This is a genomic window from Aliihoeflea sp. (assembly GCF_052435475.1).
Lineage (GTDB): Bacteria > Pseudomonadota > Alphaproteobacteria > Rhizobiales > Rhizobiaceae > Aliihoeflea.
Genome location: NZ_JBQVMV010000003.1, coordinates 85460 through 101235 on the forward strand (window position 1 = coordinate 85460; position 15776 = coordinate 101235).

At 64.1% G+C, this 15776-nt stretch carries 16 protein-coding genes; 9 read left to right on the forward strand and 7 right to left on the reverse strand.

From position 1 onward, the window contains the following. Positions 1–603: 603 nt before the first annotated feature. The 7 genes from rpsT to ACT6QU_RS05985 form a co-directional block, all read right to left on the reverse strand. Positions 604–870, reverse strand: a complete 267-nt coding sequence (gene rpsT, locus ACT6QU_RS05955) for a 30S ribosomal protein S20 (RefSeq protein ID WP_444836566.1) — start codon at positions 868–870, stop codon at positions 604–606. 143 nt (positions 871–1013) lie between these two features. Beyond that, positions 1014–1787: an enoyl-CoA hydratase gene (locus ACT6QU_RS05960; RefSeq protein ID WP_444836567.1), complete on the reverse strand. Its 774-nt coding sequence runs from the start codon at positions 1785–1787 to the stop codon at positions 1014–1016. A 43-nt stretch (positions 1788–1830) separates the two neighbouring features. After that, positions 1831–2703, reverse strand: coding sequence for a bifunctional DNA-formamidopyrimidine glycosylase/DNA-(apurinic or apyrimidinic site) lyase (gene mutM / locus ACT6QU_RS05965; RefSeq protein ID WP_444563426.1), 873 nt, complete (start codon positions 2701–2703; stop codon positions 1831–1833). Continuing rightward, the gene (locus ACT6QU_RS05970) at positions 2696–3925 is read right to left on the reverse strand and encodes a phosphopentomutase (RefSeq protein ID WP_444563425.1); all 1230 of its coding nucleotides are present in this window, start codon (positions 3923–3925) and stop codon (positions 2696–2698) included. Before ACT6QU_RS05970 ends, mutM begins: the two co-directional genes overlap by 8 nt. Positions 3926–4005: 80 nt before the next feature. Next, positions 4006–4605, reverse strand: a complete 600-nt coding sequence (locus ACT6QU_RS05975) for a TadE/TadG family type IV pilus assembly protein (protein ID WP_444563424.1) — start codon at positions 4603–4605, stop codon at positions 4006–4008. 10 nt (positions 4606–4615) lie between these two features. After that, positions 4616–5197: a TadE/TadG family type IV pilus assembly protein gene (locus ACT6QU_RS05980; protein WP_444563423.1), complete on the reverse strand. Its 582-nt coding sequence runs from the start codon at positions 5195–5197 to the stop codon at positions 4616–4618. Between the two features lie 106 nt (positions 5198–5303). Further along, a complete protein-coding gene (locus ACT6QU_RS05985; RefSeq protein ID WP_444563422.1) occupies positions 5304–5735 on the reverse strand; it encodes a pilus assembly protein N-terminal domain-containing protein in 432 nt (143 codons plus the stop codon). Between the two features lie 161 nt (positions 5736–5896). On the opposite strand from ACT6QU_RS05985, the gene ACT6QU_RS05990 reads away from it, so the two are divergent. The 9 genes from ACT6QU_RS05990 (at position 5897) to ACT6QU_RS06030 (ending at position 15744) form a co-directional block, all read left to right on the forward strand. Then, the gene (locus ACT6QU_RS05990; protein WP_444563421.1) at positions 5897–6415 is read left to right on the forward strand and encodes an A24 family peptidase; all 519 of its coding nucleotides are present in this window, start codon (positions 5897–5899) and stop codon (positions 6413–6415) included. Between the two features lie 116 nt (positions 6416–6531). Beyond that, positions 6532–7347 carry a Flp pilus assembly protein CpaB gene (cpaB, locus tag ACT6QU_RS05995; RefSeq protein WP_444563420.1) on the forward strand — a complete coding sequence of 272 codons (816 nt, stop codon included), beginning with the start codon at positions 6532–6534 and terminating at the stop codon, positions 7345–7347. After that, complete coding sequence (locus ACT6QU_RS06000) at positions 7344–8876, forward strand: type II and III secretion system protein family protein (protein ID WP_444563419.1); 1533 nt, start codon at positions 7344–7346, stop codon at positions 8874–8876. Before cpaB ends, ACT6QU_RS06000 begins: the two co-directional genes overlap by 4 nt. A 14-nt stretch (positions 8877–8890) precedes the next feature. After that, entirely contained in the window at positions 8891–9589 is a 699-nt protein-coding gene (locus tag ACT6QU_RS06005) for a CpaD family pilus assembly protein (protein WP_444563418.1), read from the forward strand. A gap of 21 nt (positions 9590–9610) precedes the next feature. Beyond that, on the forward strand, positions 9611–10894 hold the full coding sequence (locus ACT6QU_RS06010; RefSeq protein WP_444563417.1) for an AAA family ATPase: 1284 nt from the start codon (positions 9611–9613) through the stop codon (positions 10892–10894). A 70-nt stretch (positions 10895–10964) separates the two neighbouring features. Beyond that, positions 10965–12455: a CpaF family protein gene (locus ACT6QU_RS06015; protein WP_024586704.1), complete on the forward strand. Its 1491-nt coding sequence runs from the start codon at positions 10965–10967 to the stop codon at positions 12453–12455. Between the two features lie 22 nt (positions 12456–12477). Continuing rightward, on the forward strand, positions 12478–13482 hold the full coding sequence (locus ACT6QU_RS06020; protein WP_444563416.1) for a type II secretion system F family protein: 1005 nt from the start codon (positions 12478–12480) through the stop codon (positions 13480–13482). Positions 13483–13491: 9 nt separating this feature from the next. Further along, positions 13492–14481, forward strand: coding sequence for a type II secretion system F family protein (locus tag ACT6QU_RS06025; protein WP_444563415.1), 990 nt, complete (start codon positions 13492–13494; stop codon positions 14479–14481). Between the two features lie 99 nt (positions 14482–14580). Next, the gene (locus tag ACT6QU_RS06030; protein ID WP_444563414.1) at positions 14581–15744 is read left to right on the forward strand and encodes an AI-2E family transporter; all 1164 of its coding nucleotides are present in this window, start codon (positions 14581–14583) and stop codon (positions 15742–15744) included. Positions 15745–15776 lie beyond the last annotated feature (32 nt).

Here is a 15776-nt window from a genome sequence, read left to right on the forward strand (position 1 = left end):
CAGGGCCGTCGGACGCGACGGCGTTTCGATTTGCAATGTCTTGAAAGCGATCAAGCCGATAGCGTGCGCGGAATCGCTTCCACGTTGCCCGACATGCCGGATTTGGCTTAAATCCGCAGGTTTTCCCTGCCCCTCTCAACAGGAGGGACATTACAAAAGCCGGTGGCGGACAGGCAAGACCGGCGTAACGGATTCTTCATTTCTGCGGCCCCGTTCGCGCCCCCTGTCAGCCCTCCGACGTCTGTCGCCGGCGCATAAACCGTTTTGATTCAAAACCTTTTTGCCAGGCGAAGGATTTTGGTTGTGGGCTCCAAAAAATTTTCCGAATCGCAGCTTGACTCACCGACCTCTTCGCGGGGTGAGGCCCTCATTTGAGCGGCTCCAAGACACCCCGTCTAATCTATTGATTTTCAACAGAAAAACATGACGGCCCGATGCCTGTGCATAACGATGGGGAAGGATCGCGAATGCCGCTGATTCTTTCGTCGGCAAGTTGTTGCAATCGATGACATTTGCGTTCCCCAAGGGCAGGGGATGCCGGCGATCGGGCACAAAAAAACCCGGCTCGAGGCCGGGTTTTTCTGAATGCAGATCGCTGTCGGTTCAGGCTTCGAGAGCCTTCACGCGGTTGGCGAGGCGCGAGACCTTGCGCGAGGCGGTGTTCTTGTGGAACACGCCCTTGGATGCGGCGCGCATCAGTTCCGGCTGGGCGGCGCGGAAGGCTTCCTGCGCGGCGGTCTTGTCGCCGGACAGAAGAGCTTCCTCGACCTTGCGCAGGAAGGTGCGAACACGCGAGCGGCGGTTCTTGTTAACAGCCGTGCGGGCAGCGATCTTGCGCGTTGCCTTTTTGGCCGAAGACGTATTGGCCATCGAATGCCTCTCTTCAGTTCTTTTGCGTGGACGCGCCGAACGAGCAGAAGCCGGGCGCAAAAACAATTGGGGCAGCCCGCAAGCTGCCTCAGTCGTGGGGGCTTATAGTCGAACATCCCCCCATGCGTCAACGCCTAACCGGCCTATCGATTGCGGAAATTCGCCGATCGCTTTTCGGAGAAGGCGGCCATGCCCTCCTTCTGGTCGTCGAGCGAGAACATGGCGTGGAAGACGCGGCGTTCGAAACGCAGGCCTTCGCCCAGAAACGTCTCGTAGGACCGATTGACCGCTTCCTTGGTCATCATCACGGCGGGCAGCGAGAATTCGGCGATCTTGGATGCGGCCTTGATGGCCTCCTCGATCAGTTCGCCTGCCGGCACGACGCGGGAAACGAGGCCGGCGCGCTCGGCCTCGGCAGCGTCCATCATCCGGCCGGTGAGGCACATGTCCATTGCCTTGGACTTGCCGACGAAGCGGGTGAGGCGCTGCGAGCCGCCCATGCCGGGCATGACGCCGAGCGTGATCTCGGGCTGGCCGAATTTGGCATTGTCGCCGGCGATGATGAAGTCGCACATCATGGCGAGTTCGCTGCCGCCGCCCAGCGCATAGCCGGAAACGGCCGCGATGATCGGCTTGCGGATACGGGTGAACGCATCCCAGCCGGAAAAGAAGTCCTCCATATACATGTCGATATAGGACTTCGAGTGCATCTCCTTGATGTCCGCGCCTGCCGCGAACGCCTTTTCGGAGCCGGTCAGCACGATCGCGCCGATCTTGGGATCGGCCTCGAACGCCTCGGCTGCGGCGACCACGTCCTTGAGCACTTCGGAGTTCAGCGCGTTGAGCGCCTTGGGGCGGTTCAGCGTGATGAGACCGACGCGGCCGCGGGTTTCGACGAGAATGGTTTCGTAGGCCAAGTTTTCCTCCTGAACGCCGACAATTCGAATGGCTATGGGATAGCTAACGCTGGCAGGCGGAGCAATAGAAGGTGGAGCGGCCCGACTGCACAACCCTTTTGACGATTCCTCCGCATCCCTCGCGCCGGCAGGCCTCGCCCTCGCGGTCGTAGACGCTGAAGGAGTGCTGGAAATAGCCGAGCGAGCCATCGGTCAACTGGTGGTCGCGAAGGGTCGAGCCGCCGGCGGCGATCGCGTCAGCGATGACGGCGCGAATGGCGTCCGCCAAGCGCGCGGCGCGCTGGCCCGACACCGTCCCGGCGAGCCGCTTCGGCGACAGACCGGCTCGCCAGAGCGCCTCGCAGACATAGATGTTGCCGAGCCCGGCGATCAGCTTCTGGTCGAGAAGCGCGGCCTTGAGCGGCGCGCGACGACCGGCGAGGAGCGCAGCCAGCACCGCGCCGTCGAGGGCGTTTCCGGTGGGTTCGATCCCGAGTGAGGCGAGAAAGGGATGTGCGTCGAGACTGCCGGCCTCGGCGAAGACCATGAAGCCGAAGCGGCGCGGGTCGTTGTAGACGACGCGATGCGTCCTGCCGTCTCGTTCCAGGTGAAGGACGACATGATCGTGCGCAGCGAGCTTGGAGCGTTCGTGGTGAAAGTCGCCCGGCATCTCCTCGCTCGTGCCGTCATGGATGCGGAACGAGCCCGACATGCCCAGATGCGCGATCAGCACCGGATCGGTGTCGAGATGGATGACGAGAAACTTCGCCCGCCGCCCGACGGAGACGATGCGCCGGCCCTGAAGCCGTGCTGCGAAGTCGTGCGGAAAGGGGAAGCGCAAATCCGGTCGGCGCTGCTCGACCGCGACGATGGTCGCCTCCTCCATGATGGGGGCAAGGCCGCGCCGGACGGTCTCGACTTCGGGCAGCTCAGGCATTGGCGGCGATGTCGCCGTAGAAGGACCGGCCGTGCGCTCCGGGCGCAAGGCGCAGATGCTCCGCGATCGTCTCGCCGATATCGGCGAAGCTTTTGCGAACGCCGACGGAGCCGGTGCCGAGCCCCGGCCCAGTGCCTATGACGGGAACCTGCTCGCGCGTGTGGTCGGTGCCCCGGAAGGTCGGGTCGCAGCCATGATCGGCAGTGAGGATCAGGAGGTCGCCGGAGCGGAGCCGTTCGAGTGCCTCGGGCAGCCGGCGGTCGAAAGCCTCGAGCGCCGCTGCGTAGCCGGCTACATCGCGCTGGTGGCCGAACAGCGTATCGAAATCGACGAAATTGGCGAAGACGAGATCGCCATCCTGCGCATCGGCCATCGCCTCGAGCGCACGGTCGAACATCGCCATGTTGTCCGGCGCCTTGCGCAGATGCGAAATGCCGCGATGGGCGAAGATGTCGCCGATCTTGCCGACCGCGAGCGAGCGCCCGCCGCCCGCGATCACGCGGTCCATCAGCGTCGGCTCGGGGGGCGGCACGGCATAGTCGCGGCGGTTGGCCGTCCGCTTGAACGTCGCGGCCGTCTCGCCGACGAAAGGTCGGGCGATGACCCGGCCGATATTGAGCGGATCGAGAAGACGCCGCACGGTCTCGCAGAGCGCGTAGAGCCGGTCGAGCCCGAAATGGGTCTCGTGCGCGGCGATCTGGAAGACGCTGTCGGCCGAGGTGTAGCAGATCGGCTTGCCGGTGCGGATATGCTCTTCGCCATGGCGCGCGATTATGTCGGTGCCCGAGGCGTGGCAATTGCCGAGGATGCCCGGAACCTTACTCTCGGCGATGACCGCGGCGACGAGTTCGTCGGAAAAGGCCGGGCCTTCCTCGGGGAAGTAGCCCCAGTCGAACGCGACGGGAACGCCCGTCATCTCCCAATGGCCGGACGGCGTGTCCTTGCCGCTCGAAACCTCCTGCGCCGAGCCGAAGAAGCCCGACACCTGCGTCGCGGCCTGATTGCGGCCCGCGGCGAGGTCGGCCGCATGGAACAGACCGAGCCGTGTCAGGTGCGGCAGATCGAGCGGCCCCTCGCGCAGGCCCGGCCTGTCGGCCTCGCCGCGCGCGCAGCGTTCCGCGATATGGCCGAGCGTATCGGAGCCGGCATCACCGAACTTGTCGGCATCCGGCGCATGGCCGATGCCGAAGGAATCCAGCACGAAGAGGAAGGCGCGCCGCATCTATCGATCCTTCTGTCGGACGTTTCGCGACAGATAGGCCGATGCCGCCACCGTTGCAATTCATCTCGGCCGGCGCCTGATCAGCAATTGTCGCAGGCTACTTTGAGCGACATGCGCGGGCGCAGATAATACTGCTCGCTCATGTTCAGAGTGCTGAAGGCCGATGCCAGCCCGAGCGCGGTCTTCTGTTCGGCCGTCCACGCAATGACGGGCTTGTAGCCAAGCTGTGTCGTCACCCGCACGAGGTGGGTGTCGCCGACGCGCAACTGCTCGGGAACCAGCGTTTCGGTATTCTTGGCCACCGCCTCGGACTTGTTGGCGCCCTCGATCTTGCGCGACCAGCGGACAAATGCCTTCGGATTGGCATTGCCGGCCTCGACCTCGATATGCTCGATGATAATCGTCGGGCGCGAGCGTCCATAGGGCTGGATGATGGCCGCGCCGATGTCGAGAATGTTGTCGAGATCCGTTGTTCCCACCTTTGGCTGCTGGGCGACCAGATCACCCACCATGGACGCGATCCGGCCCACCTTCTTGTTGGTCTCGATGGCCTGCGAGACCTCCATGGTCATGAAGTAGAGGACCAGCAGGATCGGGGCGATGAAGGCGAATTCGATGGCGGCCGCGCCGCGGCGGTCGGTTCGGAAGCGTCTGGCGGAATTACCCAAGGCCTGCATCATCGGCTTCGCCTCACTCCGCATAGGGTTCGTTCTGCCACGTCACCGAGGCGAAATGGAGAACCTTCCCGCCATTGATGGTCGACATGGACAGGCGCATCATGTCGGTGATGATCGGCCAGCGGTAATAGACGCGCAGCACGTTCTTCGACGTCGCGCCGCCCGAGTTAGCACCGAAGCCGGTGTCGTCGAGATCGCCATTGCTGTAGGGCGTGCGCAAGGCCGCCGCTTGGGCAAAGGTGGTGAATGTCTGCAGATCGACGGCCAGGCCGGGGCAGCCCGCGGAGACGAGAATCTCCATCCGCTCGCATATCCGGTCGCGAAGCTGGTCATGCGTGAGTTGATTGGGTGCCGGCCCCGCACCAGCCCGCAATTGCCCGGTGCGGTAGAGCCGCGCGACGTCATCCGTCGCGTTGGTCATCACTTGCTGCGCCGCAAAGGAAATGCAGCTTTCCAGGATGGCGAAGACGAGAAGGGCGAAAGGGATGACGAGGATCGAGAACTCGATCGCGGTGCTGCCGTCGCGTTGCCGGGCAAATGCGCGCAGCAGCCCCTTGCGGCCGGCGCGCGTCTTGACGGAGGCATGTGTCGTCATTCTTCAGGGTCCCGCCTGTTCAACTCCACGATCGAGGCTATCGCACGCGCGTTGAATTGAGGTTGTGGCGGTCGCTAGGATGCGCTGGAAAGAATTAACGTCGCGTTCAGGGTGCGCCGATCGTCGTGTCGGACATGGCTTCGGCATCCGTGACATAGGCCGCTTCGCAGACCGGCGTGCAGGACAGCGTCTGAACGGCGGCGCGGCGGTAGATACGGACCGAGTTCACCGACTGGCGCGAGACCGTCACCTGCTCGTCCACGATCGGCCGGCCTTCGGCGTCGAGCACGACGAGATTGGTGACGCCGAAACCCTTGCCCGTCAGGACCAGCGTCGAGGCGTCCTGGACCGAGGCGTCGGCGATTTCCGGATTGCCGACGATGATCGTGTCGGCGTTGCGCGCCAGCTTGACGATCTTGGCCTGGTTCACGAGGACGCTGATGCCCGCTTCGGCGAATGCCGGCGCCGCGAGGACCGAGGTCGCAACCAGCAGCGTCAGGCCTGCGAAGAATCGAATGGATTTTGTCGACCGCGCCACGTTTGGGCTCTCCTGTTCGGCAATCCGCACAAGATGAAGCGGAATGGTGAATTGCCGGTTAATCGCTCCAGGAGACGCGGATTGCTTGAAAGCGGACGACCGATTTCACCAATGCTTAAGCGCGACATGTCTAGATTTGGCCTTTGTGTCGAGGACCCGTCATGATCGAAGCCCTGATCCTGGTCATTTTTCCGTTCTGCATGGTCTATGCCGCCATTTCGGACATGATCACGATGACGATCGCCAATCGCGTGTCGGTTCTCCTCGTCGCGACCTTCCTCATCGTCGCCCCGCTGACCGGAATGCCGCTGGCGGCGATCGGATTTCACGTGCTGGCGGCGATGGCGGTGCTGGCGGTCACGTTCGGGCTTTTCGCGCTGGGCACGATGGGCGGCGGCGATGCCAAGCTTCTGGCGGCAACGGCGCTGTGGATGGGGATCGGGACACCGCTCGCAGAATATGCCGTTCTCGGCGCGATCTGGGGCGGGATGCTGACGCTGGCCATCCTCGTCTATCGCAACTCGCCGATCTCGGACGTCACGGGCAATTTCCTCTTGCTGCGCAAGTTCGCCGACCGGCGCGTGGGAATCCCGTATGGCGTGGCGCTCGGCGCGGCGGGACTGATGGTTTTTCCAAGCTCCCCGCTCGGCGTCTGGGCCGTGCAGGCCTTGACCAGGTAAAATGCCGTCAACCGCTTGTTAAGCATAAGTGTAAGCGAGCCGTTAACCTTAATTTGACGATTGATGTTGCAAGGTCTGCCCTGGCTTAGAGGAACTGTCGGGTAAAGGGCGCAGACATGGCTCCATCCAGAGTGATCATCCTTGGCGTTGCGGTCGTGGCCGCCGCGGGGGCTGGCATGATTGCCAGGAACATGGCGTCCACGCCGCCCGAACAGGTCTTCGTCGATTCCGGCCCGTCCGAGCCCGCCATCGCGCTGACGGAGGTGCTCGTTCTCAGCGGTGACGTGCCGATGGGCGGCGAGCTCGGCCAGCAACTGAGCTGGCAGTCCTGGCCGTCGAGCAACGTCTATGACTACTTCATCCGCCGCGACACCGACCCGAATGCGCTGGAGGAACTGCAGACCGCGATCGCGCGCGTTCCGATCTATGCAGGCGAGCCGCTGCGTCGCTCCAAGCTGATCGGCGAGGGCCAGAGCTTTATGTCGTCGATCCTGCCGTCCGGCAAGCGGGCGGTCGCGACGCAGATTTCGGCCGACACGTCGGCTGGCGGCTTCATCCTTCCGAACGACTATGTCGACGTCATCATGACCCGCCGCCAGACCAACAGTTCGGGCACGGAGAGCTATTCGACCGAAACCGTGCTGCGCAACATCCGCGTTCTCGCGATCGACCAGGCGATCCAGGAGGACGAGGAAGGTCGCAGGGTGAAGGTGGGCGAAACGGCGACGCTGGAGCTTTCGCCCGAGCAGGCGGAAATCATCACGGTCGCCCAGCAGATGGCGGATCGGCTGAGCCTGGCGCTGCGGTCCGTCGTCGACACGCAGGAAGTCGTCACCGATCAGGCCGATCACCTTCTGTCGGGCAGCGGGCACCGCGGTGCCATTCGATTGATCAAGTCCGGACAGGTGTCCGAAGTAGGGGGCCGCCAATGATCCGCACCTTCAAGACAGCGTTGATCGGCACCGCCGCAGCCGTTGCACTGGCGGCGCCGCTGGCCGGCGTCATGATCCTTGCCGATCCGGCGGGCGCGAGCGCGCAGGTGCGGATCGCGTCGCAGGCCGCGAACCAGCGCGTCAAGCTCGGCCTCAACAAGTCGATCGTCATCGACCTGCCGGCGGATGCCTACGACATTCTCGTCGCCAATCCGGCCGTTGCCGACGCGGTGACGCGCACGTCGCGACGGATCTATCTGTTCGGCAAGCAGGTCGGCGAGACCAACATCTTCGTCTTCGGCGCCAATGGCGAGCAGATCGTCAGCCTCGACCTCTCGATCGAGCGCGACGTGGCAGGTCTCGAGGACCATTTGAAGCGCTATTTGCCGAACTCGGCGATCAAGGTCGAACTCATCAACGACAACGTCGTTCTGTCGGGAACGGTGGATACGCCGCTCGACGCCAAGCGCGCCGAACAGATCGCTCAGCTCTTCGTCTCTGGCGGTGAAGCGACCACAGGCCAGTTCGCGCAGACCGCCGCCGGCGGCGCCGCGACGGGCGGCGTCGACATCAACAATCCTGACAACGAACGCCGCGTCTCTCAGATCGTCAACATGCTGTCGATCGTCGGCGAGGATCAGGTCACGCTGAAGGTGACGATCGCCGAGGTCAGTCGGTCCGTCATGCGCCAGTTGGGCGTGAACATGGTCGGCAGCGGGTCGAACGGTATCAACTGGTCGATGATTAATGAAAGCTCGATGGGTCTTGGGAAGCCGCTTTCGAACAGCGGTTTCGGGATCGGGGGCTCGGCGCTCGACGCCTATTTCAATGCGATGGAACAGTCGGGGGTCATGAAGACCCTCGCCGAGCCGACGCTGACGGCCGTCTCCGGAGAGAAAGCCACCTTCCGCGTCGGCGGCGAGTTCAACATGGTCCGGGACCGTGATCAGGACGATGACGGCGCGCTGACCTACGAGGTCGAGCAGGTCGAGTACGGTATCGGCCTGGAATTCCAGCCGACCGTCCTGTCGCCCGGCCGCATCAGCCTGAAGCTGCGCACTCAGGTTTCCGAGCCGACGACCGAAGGGTCGGTTCTCTTCGAAGGAGCATCGCGCAGAAACCAGGGCGGCAATTTGCAGGGGATGAACATCGTCTCCATCCGCAAGCGCTTGGCGGACACCACGGTCGAACTTCCCTCGGGCGGCTCGATGATGATCGCCGGACTTGTCCGCGACGACGTGCGTCAGTCGATCAACGGCCTGCCTGGTCTTTCGCGGGTGCCCATCCTCGGCGCGCTCTTCCGCAGCCGGGCCTTCGAGCGCAACGAGACCGAGCTCGTCATCATCGTCACGCCCTATCTGGCGCGGCCGGTGGCCCGCAACGAGCTCGCCGCTCCGACCGACAATTTCAACCCCACCTCTGAAGGTGCGGGCAACTTCCTTGGCCGCGTCAACCGCGTCTACGGAACCATGAAGACCGATCGGCCCGCCGGCCGCTACCACGGCGTGGTCGGGTTCATCTACAAGTGAGCGGGGACCGAACGATGTCTGCCCAGAAAACCAACCGGAATTCCCGCTTCCTGATCGCCCTCGCGCTCGTCGGTTCGGCCGCCTTCGCCGCCGGCTGCACGCAGCGCGACAGCATCGTGGTCGGCGCGATCCCGGACGACTACCGGACCAACCACCCGATCGTCATCGCGGAAAAGCAGGAGAAGATCGACATCCCGGTCGGTCTCAACGACTATCAGATGACGCGCGTGCAGCGCACGGCGCTGACCGGTTTCATGTCGCGCTACGACGGCAAGGCCGCGCCCATGGTCCATCTGATGGTCCCCTACGGTTCGGCCAACTCGGCGGCTGCATCGCGCATCGCCGCACAGTTCGCCAGCCATCTGCACAAGGCCGGCGTGCCACAGAACCGCGTCGTCCAGCAGCACTATCAGGCACCCGCCGACGCCTCCGCCCCGATCCGCATCACCTACGCCAACATGCGCGCGCAGGTCGCCTCCAATTGCGGCCGCTGGCCGGAGGACATGCTGGCGCGGGTCGACAACAAGCACTGGGCGAATTTCGGCTGTTCTTACCAGAACAACCTCGCGGCCCAGATCGCAAACCCGGCCGATCTCCTGACGCCGCGCGAGACGACGCCGATCGATGCACAGAACCGCTCGAACGCCATCGACCAGTATCAGCGCCGCCAAGTCGCGCCGGAATTCATCGGCACGTCCGAGATCAACTACTAAGGACAGCGTGGGGGCAACAACATGACGAACCTGGCCTACACCACCGATCCGAACGACGCCGTCGTGCCAGATGCCGCCGCGATGCAGGCGCTGCGGCCCGTTCCGCGCATCTCGATCCAGGCCTTCTGCGAAACAGACGGCGTGGCGCAGCCGATCGAGCGCGCCGCCGAGGATCGCCGGATGGCCAAGGCGCATGTGAAGGTTCACATGGGCGGCATCCAGACGGCGATCGAGTTCTATCACACGGCGCCGACGCCCAACCTGATCATCATCGAATCGCGCGACGAACCGCGAAACCTGATCGGCAGGCTCGAGAAGCTGGCCGAAGTCTGCGACCCCGCGAGCAAGGTGGTGGTGATCGGCCATCACAACGACGTCTCGCTCTACCGCGAACTGATCCGCTTCGGCATCTCCGAATACATCGTCGCGCCGATTTCGATGGCCGACATCGTCGCCGACATTGCCAAGATCTTCGTCGATCCCGATGCCGAGCCGATCGGCCGCTCCATCGCCTTCATCGGCGCCAAGGGCGGTGTCGGTTCCTCGACCATCGCGCACAACGTCGCCTGGACGCTGTCGACGCTGTTCCAGTCGGAAGTGGTCGTGGCCGACATGGACCTCGCCTTCGGCACCGCCAACATCAATTTCGACCAGGACCCCGCACAGGGCATTGCCGAGGCGGTGTTCTCGCCCGAGCGCATCGACGAGGTCTATCTCGACCGCCTGCTGGCCCAGTGCGCCGAGCGCCTGTCGCTCTTGGCCGCGCCTTCGACGCTCGACCGGATCTATGATTTCGACGCGGACGCGTTCGCATCGCTGATCGAGACCGCGCAGCGCAGCGCGCCGACCGTGATCCTCGACGTTCCCCATGTGTGGACCGGGTGGACCCGGCAGACGCTGGCCCAGGCCGACGAGATCGTGATCACGGCGACGCCCGAACTCGCCAATCTGCGCAACACGAAGAACCTGATCGACATGCTGCGCAAGCTGCGTCCGAACGATGCGCCGCCCAAGCTGATCATCAATCAGGCCGGCGTGCCGAAGCGGCCGGAGATTTCCCCGGACGATTTCTCCGAGCCGCTCGGCGTCATGCCGCTGGCCGTCATCCCGTTCGAGCCGCTGCTCTTCGGCAATGCGGCAAACAATGGCCGGATGCTGGGCGAGACGGACGCGCAGCACGCCATCGTCAAGATCGTGCACGAGATGGCGCATGTGCTGACGGGGCGCAGCGAGATGAAATCGAAAAGGAAGGCCGGCATCGGCGATCTGCTGGGCCGCCTGAAGATGAAGAAGAAGAGCGCGTGAGCGCTGCCGATCGACGGCAGAAATCCATCTTGGGCACCGATGGCGGGGCCGGGGGACGACAGGCATAGCGATGTTTGGCAAGCGTGGAAACGAAGGCGGAAGCCGCAACACTCCGGAATTCAGGCCCGCCCCCGCGGCGCCCGTCTCCGAATCGCTGACGCTTGACGAACGTCCGGTGGAGCGCGGGCCGGAAAGCTCCGCCGCGCCCAAGCGCGCGGTCGATCCGACGCCCCCGCTGGCGCCTGAGCCGAAACGCGTCGCAACGCAGGCCCGGCCTCGTTCGGAAGCCTATTACGACACCAAGAGCCAGGTCTTCTCCGCCCTCATCGACACGATCGATCTGTCGCAGCTCGCCAAGCTTGAGCCGGACGCCGCGCGCGAGGAAATCCGCGACATCGTCAACGACATCATCGCGATCAAGAATTTCGCGATGTCGATCTCCGAGCAGGAGGAACTGCTTGAGGACATCTGCAACGACGTCCTCGGCTACGGCCCGCTGGAGCCGCTTCTGGCGCGCGACGACATCGCCGACATCATGGTCAACGGCGCAAGGCAGGTCTTCATCGAAGTCGCCGGCCGTGTCGAGCAGACGCAGATCCGCTTTCGCGACAACCAGCAGCTCCTGAACATCTGCCAGCGCATCGTCAGCCAGGTCGGCCGCCGCGTCGACGAATCCTCGCCGATCTGCGACGCGCGCCTGCCCGACGGCTCGCGCGTCAACGTCATCGCGCCGCCGCTCGCCATCGACGGCACCGCGCTCACCATCCGCAAGTTCAAAAAAGACAAGCTGACGCTCGACCAGCTCGTCAAGTTCGGCTCGATCTCGCCGGAAGGCGCGGAGGTGTTGAAGGTCATCGGCCGGGTGCGCTGCAACGTCATCATTTCCGGCGGCACCGGCTCGGGCAAGACGACGCTCCTCAACTGCCTGACCAACTATGTCGACCGCGAGGAGCGCGTCATCACCTGCGAGGATTCGGCCGAGCTGCAGCTTCAGCAGCCGCATGTCGTGCGCCTCGAAACCCGCCCTGCCAATCTTGAAGGCGAAGGCGAGATCACCATGCGCGATCTCGTCAAGAACTGCTTGCGCATGCGTCCCGAGCGCATCATCGTCGGCGAAGTGCGCGGACCCGAAGTGTTCGATCTCTTGCAGGCGATGAACACCGGTCACGACGGCTCGATGGGCACCATCCACGCCAACAATCCGCGCGAATGCCTGAACCGCATGGAATCGATGATCGCCATGGGCGGCTTCACGCTGCCGCAGAAGACGGTGCGCGAGATCATCGTCGGCTCGATCGACGTCATCATCCAGGCCGCGCGCCTGCGCGACGGCTCGCGCCGCATCACCCACATCACCGAGGTGATCGGGATGGAAGGCGACGTCATCATCACGCAGGATCTGATGACCTACGAGATCAAGGGCGAAGACGCCAATGGCCGCCTGATCGGCAACCACGTCTCCAGCGGCGTCGGCCGTCCCGGCTTCTGGGACCGTGCACGCTACTATGGCGAGGAGGCGCGTCTGGCCGCAGCACTCGAAGCGATGGAAGTTCAGTCGTGACCGGCCGGACGGGGAACGCGCGATGGACATGAACCTGCTGCTCTTCATCGCGCTCGCAACGGTCAGCGCCGGGGCGCTCGCCTACGGACTGCTGTTTTCGCGCGTGCAGAGCGAACGCACCATCGAGCGGCGCTTCGAGACGGTCCGCAATGCCGAGGCCGACCGCAACATCGTCCGCGCCTCGCGCGACCGCGTGGCCGAGGCCGCCAAGCGCCGCAAATCGGTGCAGGACACGCTGAAGGACCTCGAGGAAAAGCAGAAGGCGCGCGGGCAGGGCCGGCACAAGCCGCCGCTGAAGGTGCAGATCCGCCAGGCCGGCCTCACCATGTCGATGCGCCAGTTCTACATAGTCTCGGTCGCCGCCGGCCTCGTGACCTTCGTGCTGTTCGTGTTCCTGGGCGCGCCGCTGCTGCTGGCCGCCGGCGCGATGATCGCGGGTGGTCTTGGCCTGCCGCGCTGGTTCGTCACCTTCAAGCGGGCGCGGCGCGTCAAGGCGTTCCTCAATGAATTCCCGAACGCGCTCGACGTGATCGTTCGCGCGGTGAAGTCCGGCCTGCCTCTCAACGATGCCGTGCGCATGATCGCAGGTGAATCGCCGGAGCCCGTCAAGAGCGAGTTCAAACGCGTCGTCGAGCATCAGCAACTCGGCCTGTCACTCCCCGAAGCGGTGATGCGGATGCCAGAATCCATGCCGGCGGCGGAAGCGAGCTTCTTCGGCATCGTCATCCAGATCCAGAGCCAGGCCGGTGGTAATCTGTCGGAAGCGATCGGCAATCTGTCCAAGGTGCTGCGCGACCGCAAAAAGATGAAGGCCAAGATCGACGCCCTGTCCATGGAAGCCAAGGCATCCGCCGTGATCATCGGCGCGCTGCCAATCGTGGTCGCGATCCTCGTCTACCTGTCGAGCCCCGGCTACATCATGCCGCTTTTCACCACCAGCACGGGCCATCTCATCCTTCTCATCTCAGGCATCTGGATGGCCATGGGCCTGCTCGTGATGCGCAAGATGATGAACTTCGATTTCTAGGAACCGGTCATGACAGGCTCAGTCGTCGGCATCGTTACCGATCCCAGCTTCCTCCTGGCGGTTCTCGTCTCGGTGGCGGTGTTCGCTACGCTGTTCACGGCCTTGCCGGCGCTTTCGGGCAATCCGCTGAAGACACGCATGAAGGCCGTGGCGCTGGAGCGCGACCAGTTGCGCGCGCAGCAGAAGGTACGGCTCGCAAGTGAGGCGGAGCGCCGGCGCAAGGGGCTTCGCGAGCAGGAATCGGTGGGCATGAGGTCCATCGTCGAAAAGCTCGACTTGCGCCGCGCGCTCGCCGACGATGCGACGGTCGCCAAGTTGCGCATGGCCGGTTATCGCGGCCAGAATCCGCTGACGAAGTTCCTGTTCTTCCGCCTCGTCCTGCCCTTCGTCTTCCTGGCCGCCGCGCTCGTCTACGTCTTCGGCATGGGCGCCTTCGCCGATCAGCCCGATCTGATCCGCGGCGTCATCTGCATCATCGCGGCCTATGCCGGCTTCTACGTCCCCGTCCTCTACGTTTCCAACAAGGCGACCAAGCGCAAGCAATCGATCCAGCGCGCTTGGCCCGATGCGCTGGACCTGATGCTGATCTGCGTGGAATCCGGCATCTCGGTCGAGGCGGCCTTTCGCAAGGTGGCCGAGGAAATCGGCTCGCAATCGGTCGAGCTCGCCGAGGAACTGGTGCTGACCAACGCCGAGCTTTCGTTCCTGCCGGAGCGCAAGCAGGCCTACGAAAACCTGGCGAGCCGCACCGGTCTCGAAACCGTCCGTTCCGTCTCTCAGGCGCTGATCCAGGCCGAGCGTTACGGCACGCCCGTCGCCCACGCTTTGCGCGTGCTTTCGGCCGAAAGCCGCGAGGCGCGGATGACTGCGGCCGAGAAGAAGGCGGCGGCCCTGCCGCCAAAGCTGACCGTACCGATGATCCTGTTCTTCCTGCCGGTTCTCTTCGCCGTCATCCTCGGGCCTGCCGGCATCCAGATTTCCCAGCAGAACATCTTCTGACCCCTTCTAAAGGCCGGAACGAAAGGCCGGGCGCCGCGTTTCAGCCTCAATCCGCCCGATTGCCGCCGGCACTCGCGGATGGCAGTCCGGGGAACGGTCATGAAAAGCGAATTCGATCCAGCGGGGCCGTCCGTGCCGCCCGAGCCCGTTCCTGCGCGCGATCGGGACCTGCGTCTCATTCGCACGTTCATGCTCGGCCTTTTCCTGTTCGCGGTCGTCTATGCGCTTTATTTCGCGCGCGATTTCTTCATGCCGATCGTCCTTGCCTTCCTGCTGGCGCTGATGCTGACGCCCATCGTGCGCTTCCTGCGCAAGCGCCGCGTTCCCGAAGCGCTGTCGGCAACGCTTTTGGTCTTCATGTCGATGGCAGCGATCGGAACGACTGGCTACTTCCTGTCCGGGCCGGTGGTGGAACTCGTCAACGACGCGCCGGCCATCGGCCGCCGGCTGACCGAACGGCTTGAGGAAGTGCGCCGCCCGTTCGAGCGCTTCATGGAAGTGTCGCGGCAGGTGGACGAGGCGGCCGAAACCACCTCGGAGCCGGATGTCCAGCGCGTCGTCGTCTCGCAGCCAGGCATCGTCTCGCGCGCGGCCGGCAATCTGCTTTCCGGCTCGACGACGGCGGCGATCACCTTCGTCCTGTCGCTGTTCCTGCTCGCTTCGGGGACGATGTTCTACGAGAAGATCGTCCAGTCCTTCACCAAACTGAGCGAGAAGAAGCGTGCGCTGCGCGTCGTCTATGACGTCGAGCGCGAAATCTCGCGCTATCTGCTCACCGTGGCCGCCATCAACACCTGCCTCGGCATCGCCGTCGGCACGGGCCTTTGGGCCTTGGGCATGCCGATGCCGTTCGTTTTCGGCGTGGCGGCGGGCCTCCTGAATTTCCTGCCCTATGTCGGCGCGGCGATCACCATCATCCTCGTCGCCGTCCTGTCGATCGTCTCGTTCGACAGTCTCGCCTACGCGCTGGTGCCGCCCGCCTTCGTCCTGATGTGCAATATCCTCGAAGGCAATTTCATCAACCCGCTGATCGTCGGCCGCCGGCTGGAGATCAACGCGGTCGCGATCTTCATCGCGGTCGCGTTCTGGTCGTGGCTTTGGGGCTTCGTCGGCGCGCTGATTGCCGTGCCGCTGCTGGTCGTCATCAAGGTCTTCTGCGACCATTTCGAGAGTCTGAGCCATGTCGGCAATTTCCTCTCGGCCCAGCAGACGGCCGAGGAAGAGGAAGAAAGCAAGGAAGAGGCGCAGCACGTCACGCCGTGAGTTGGCGAGCGGCGAACGGCTTCCCTATATCC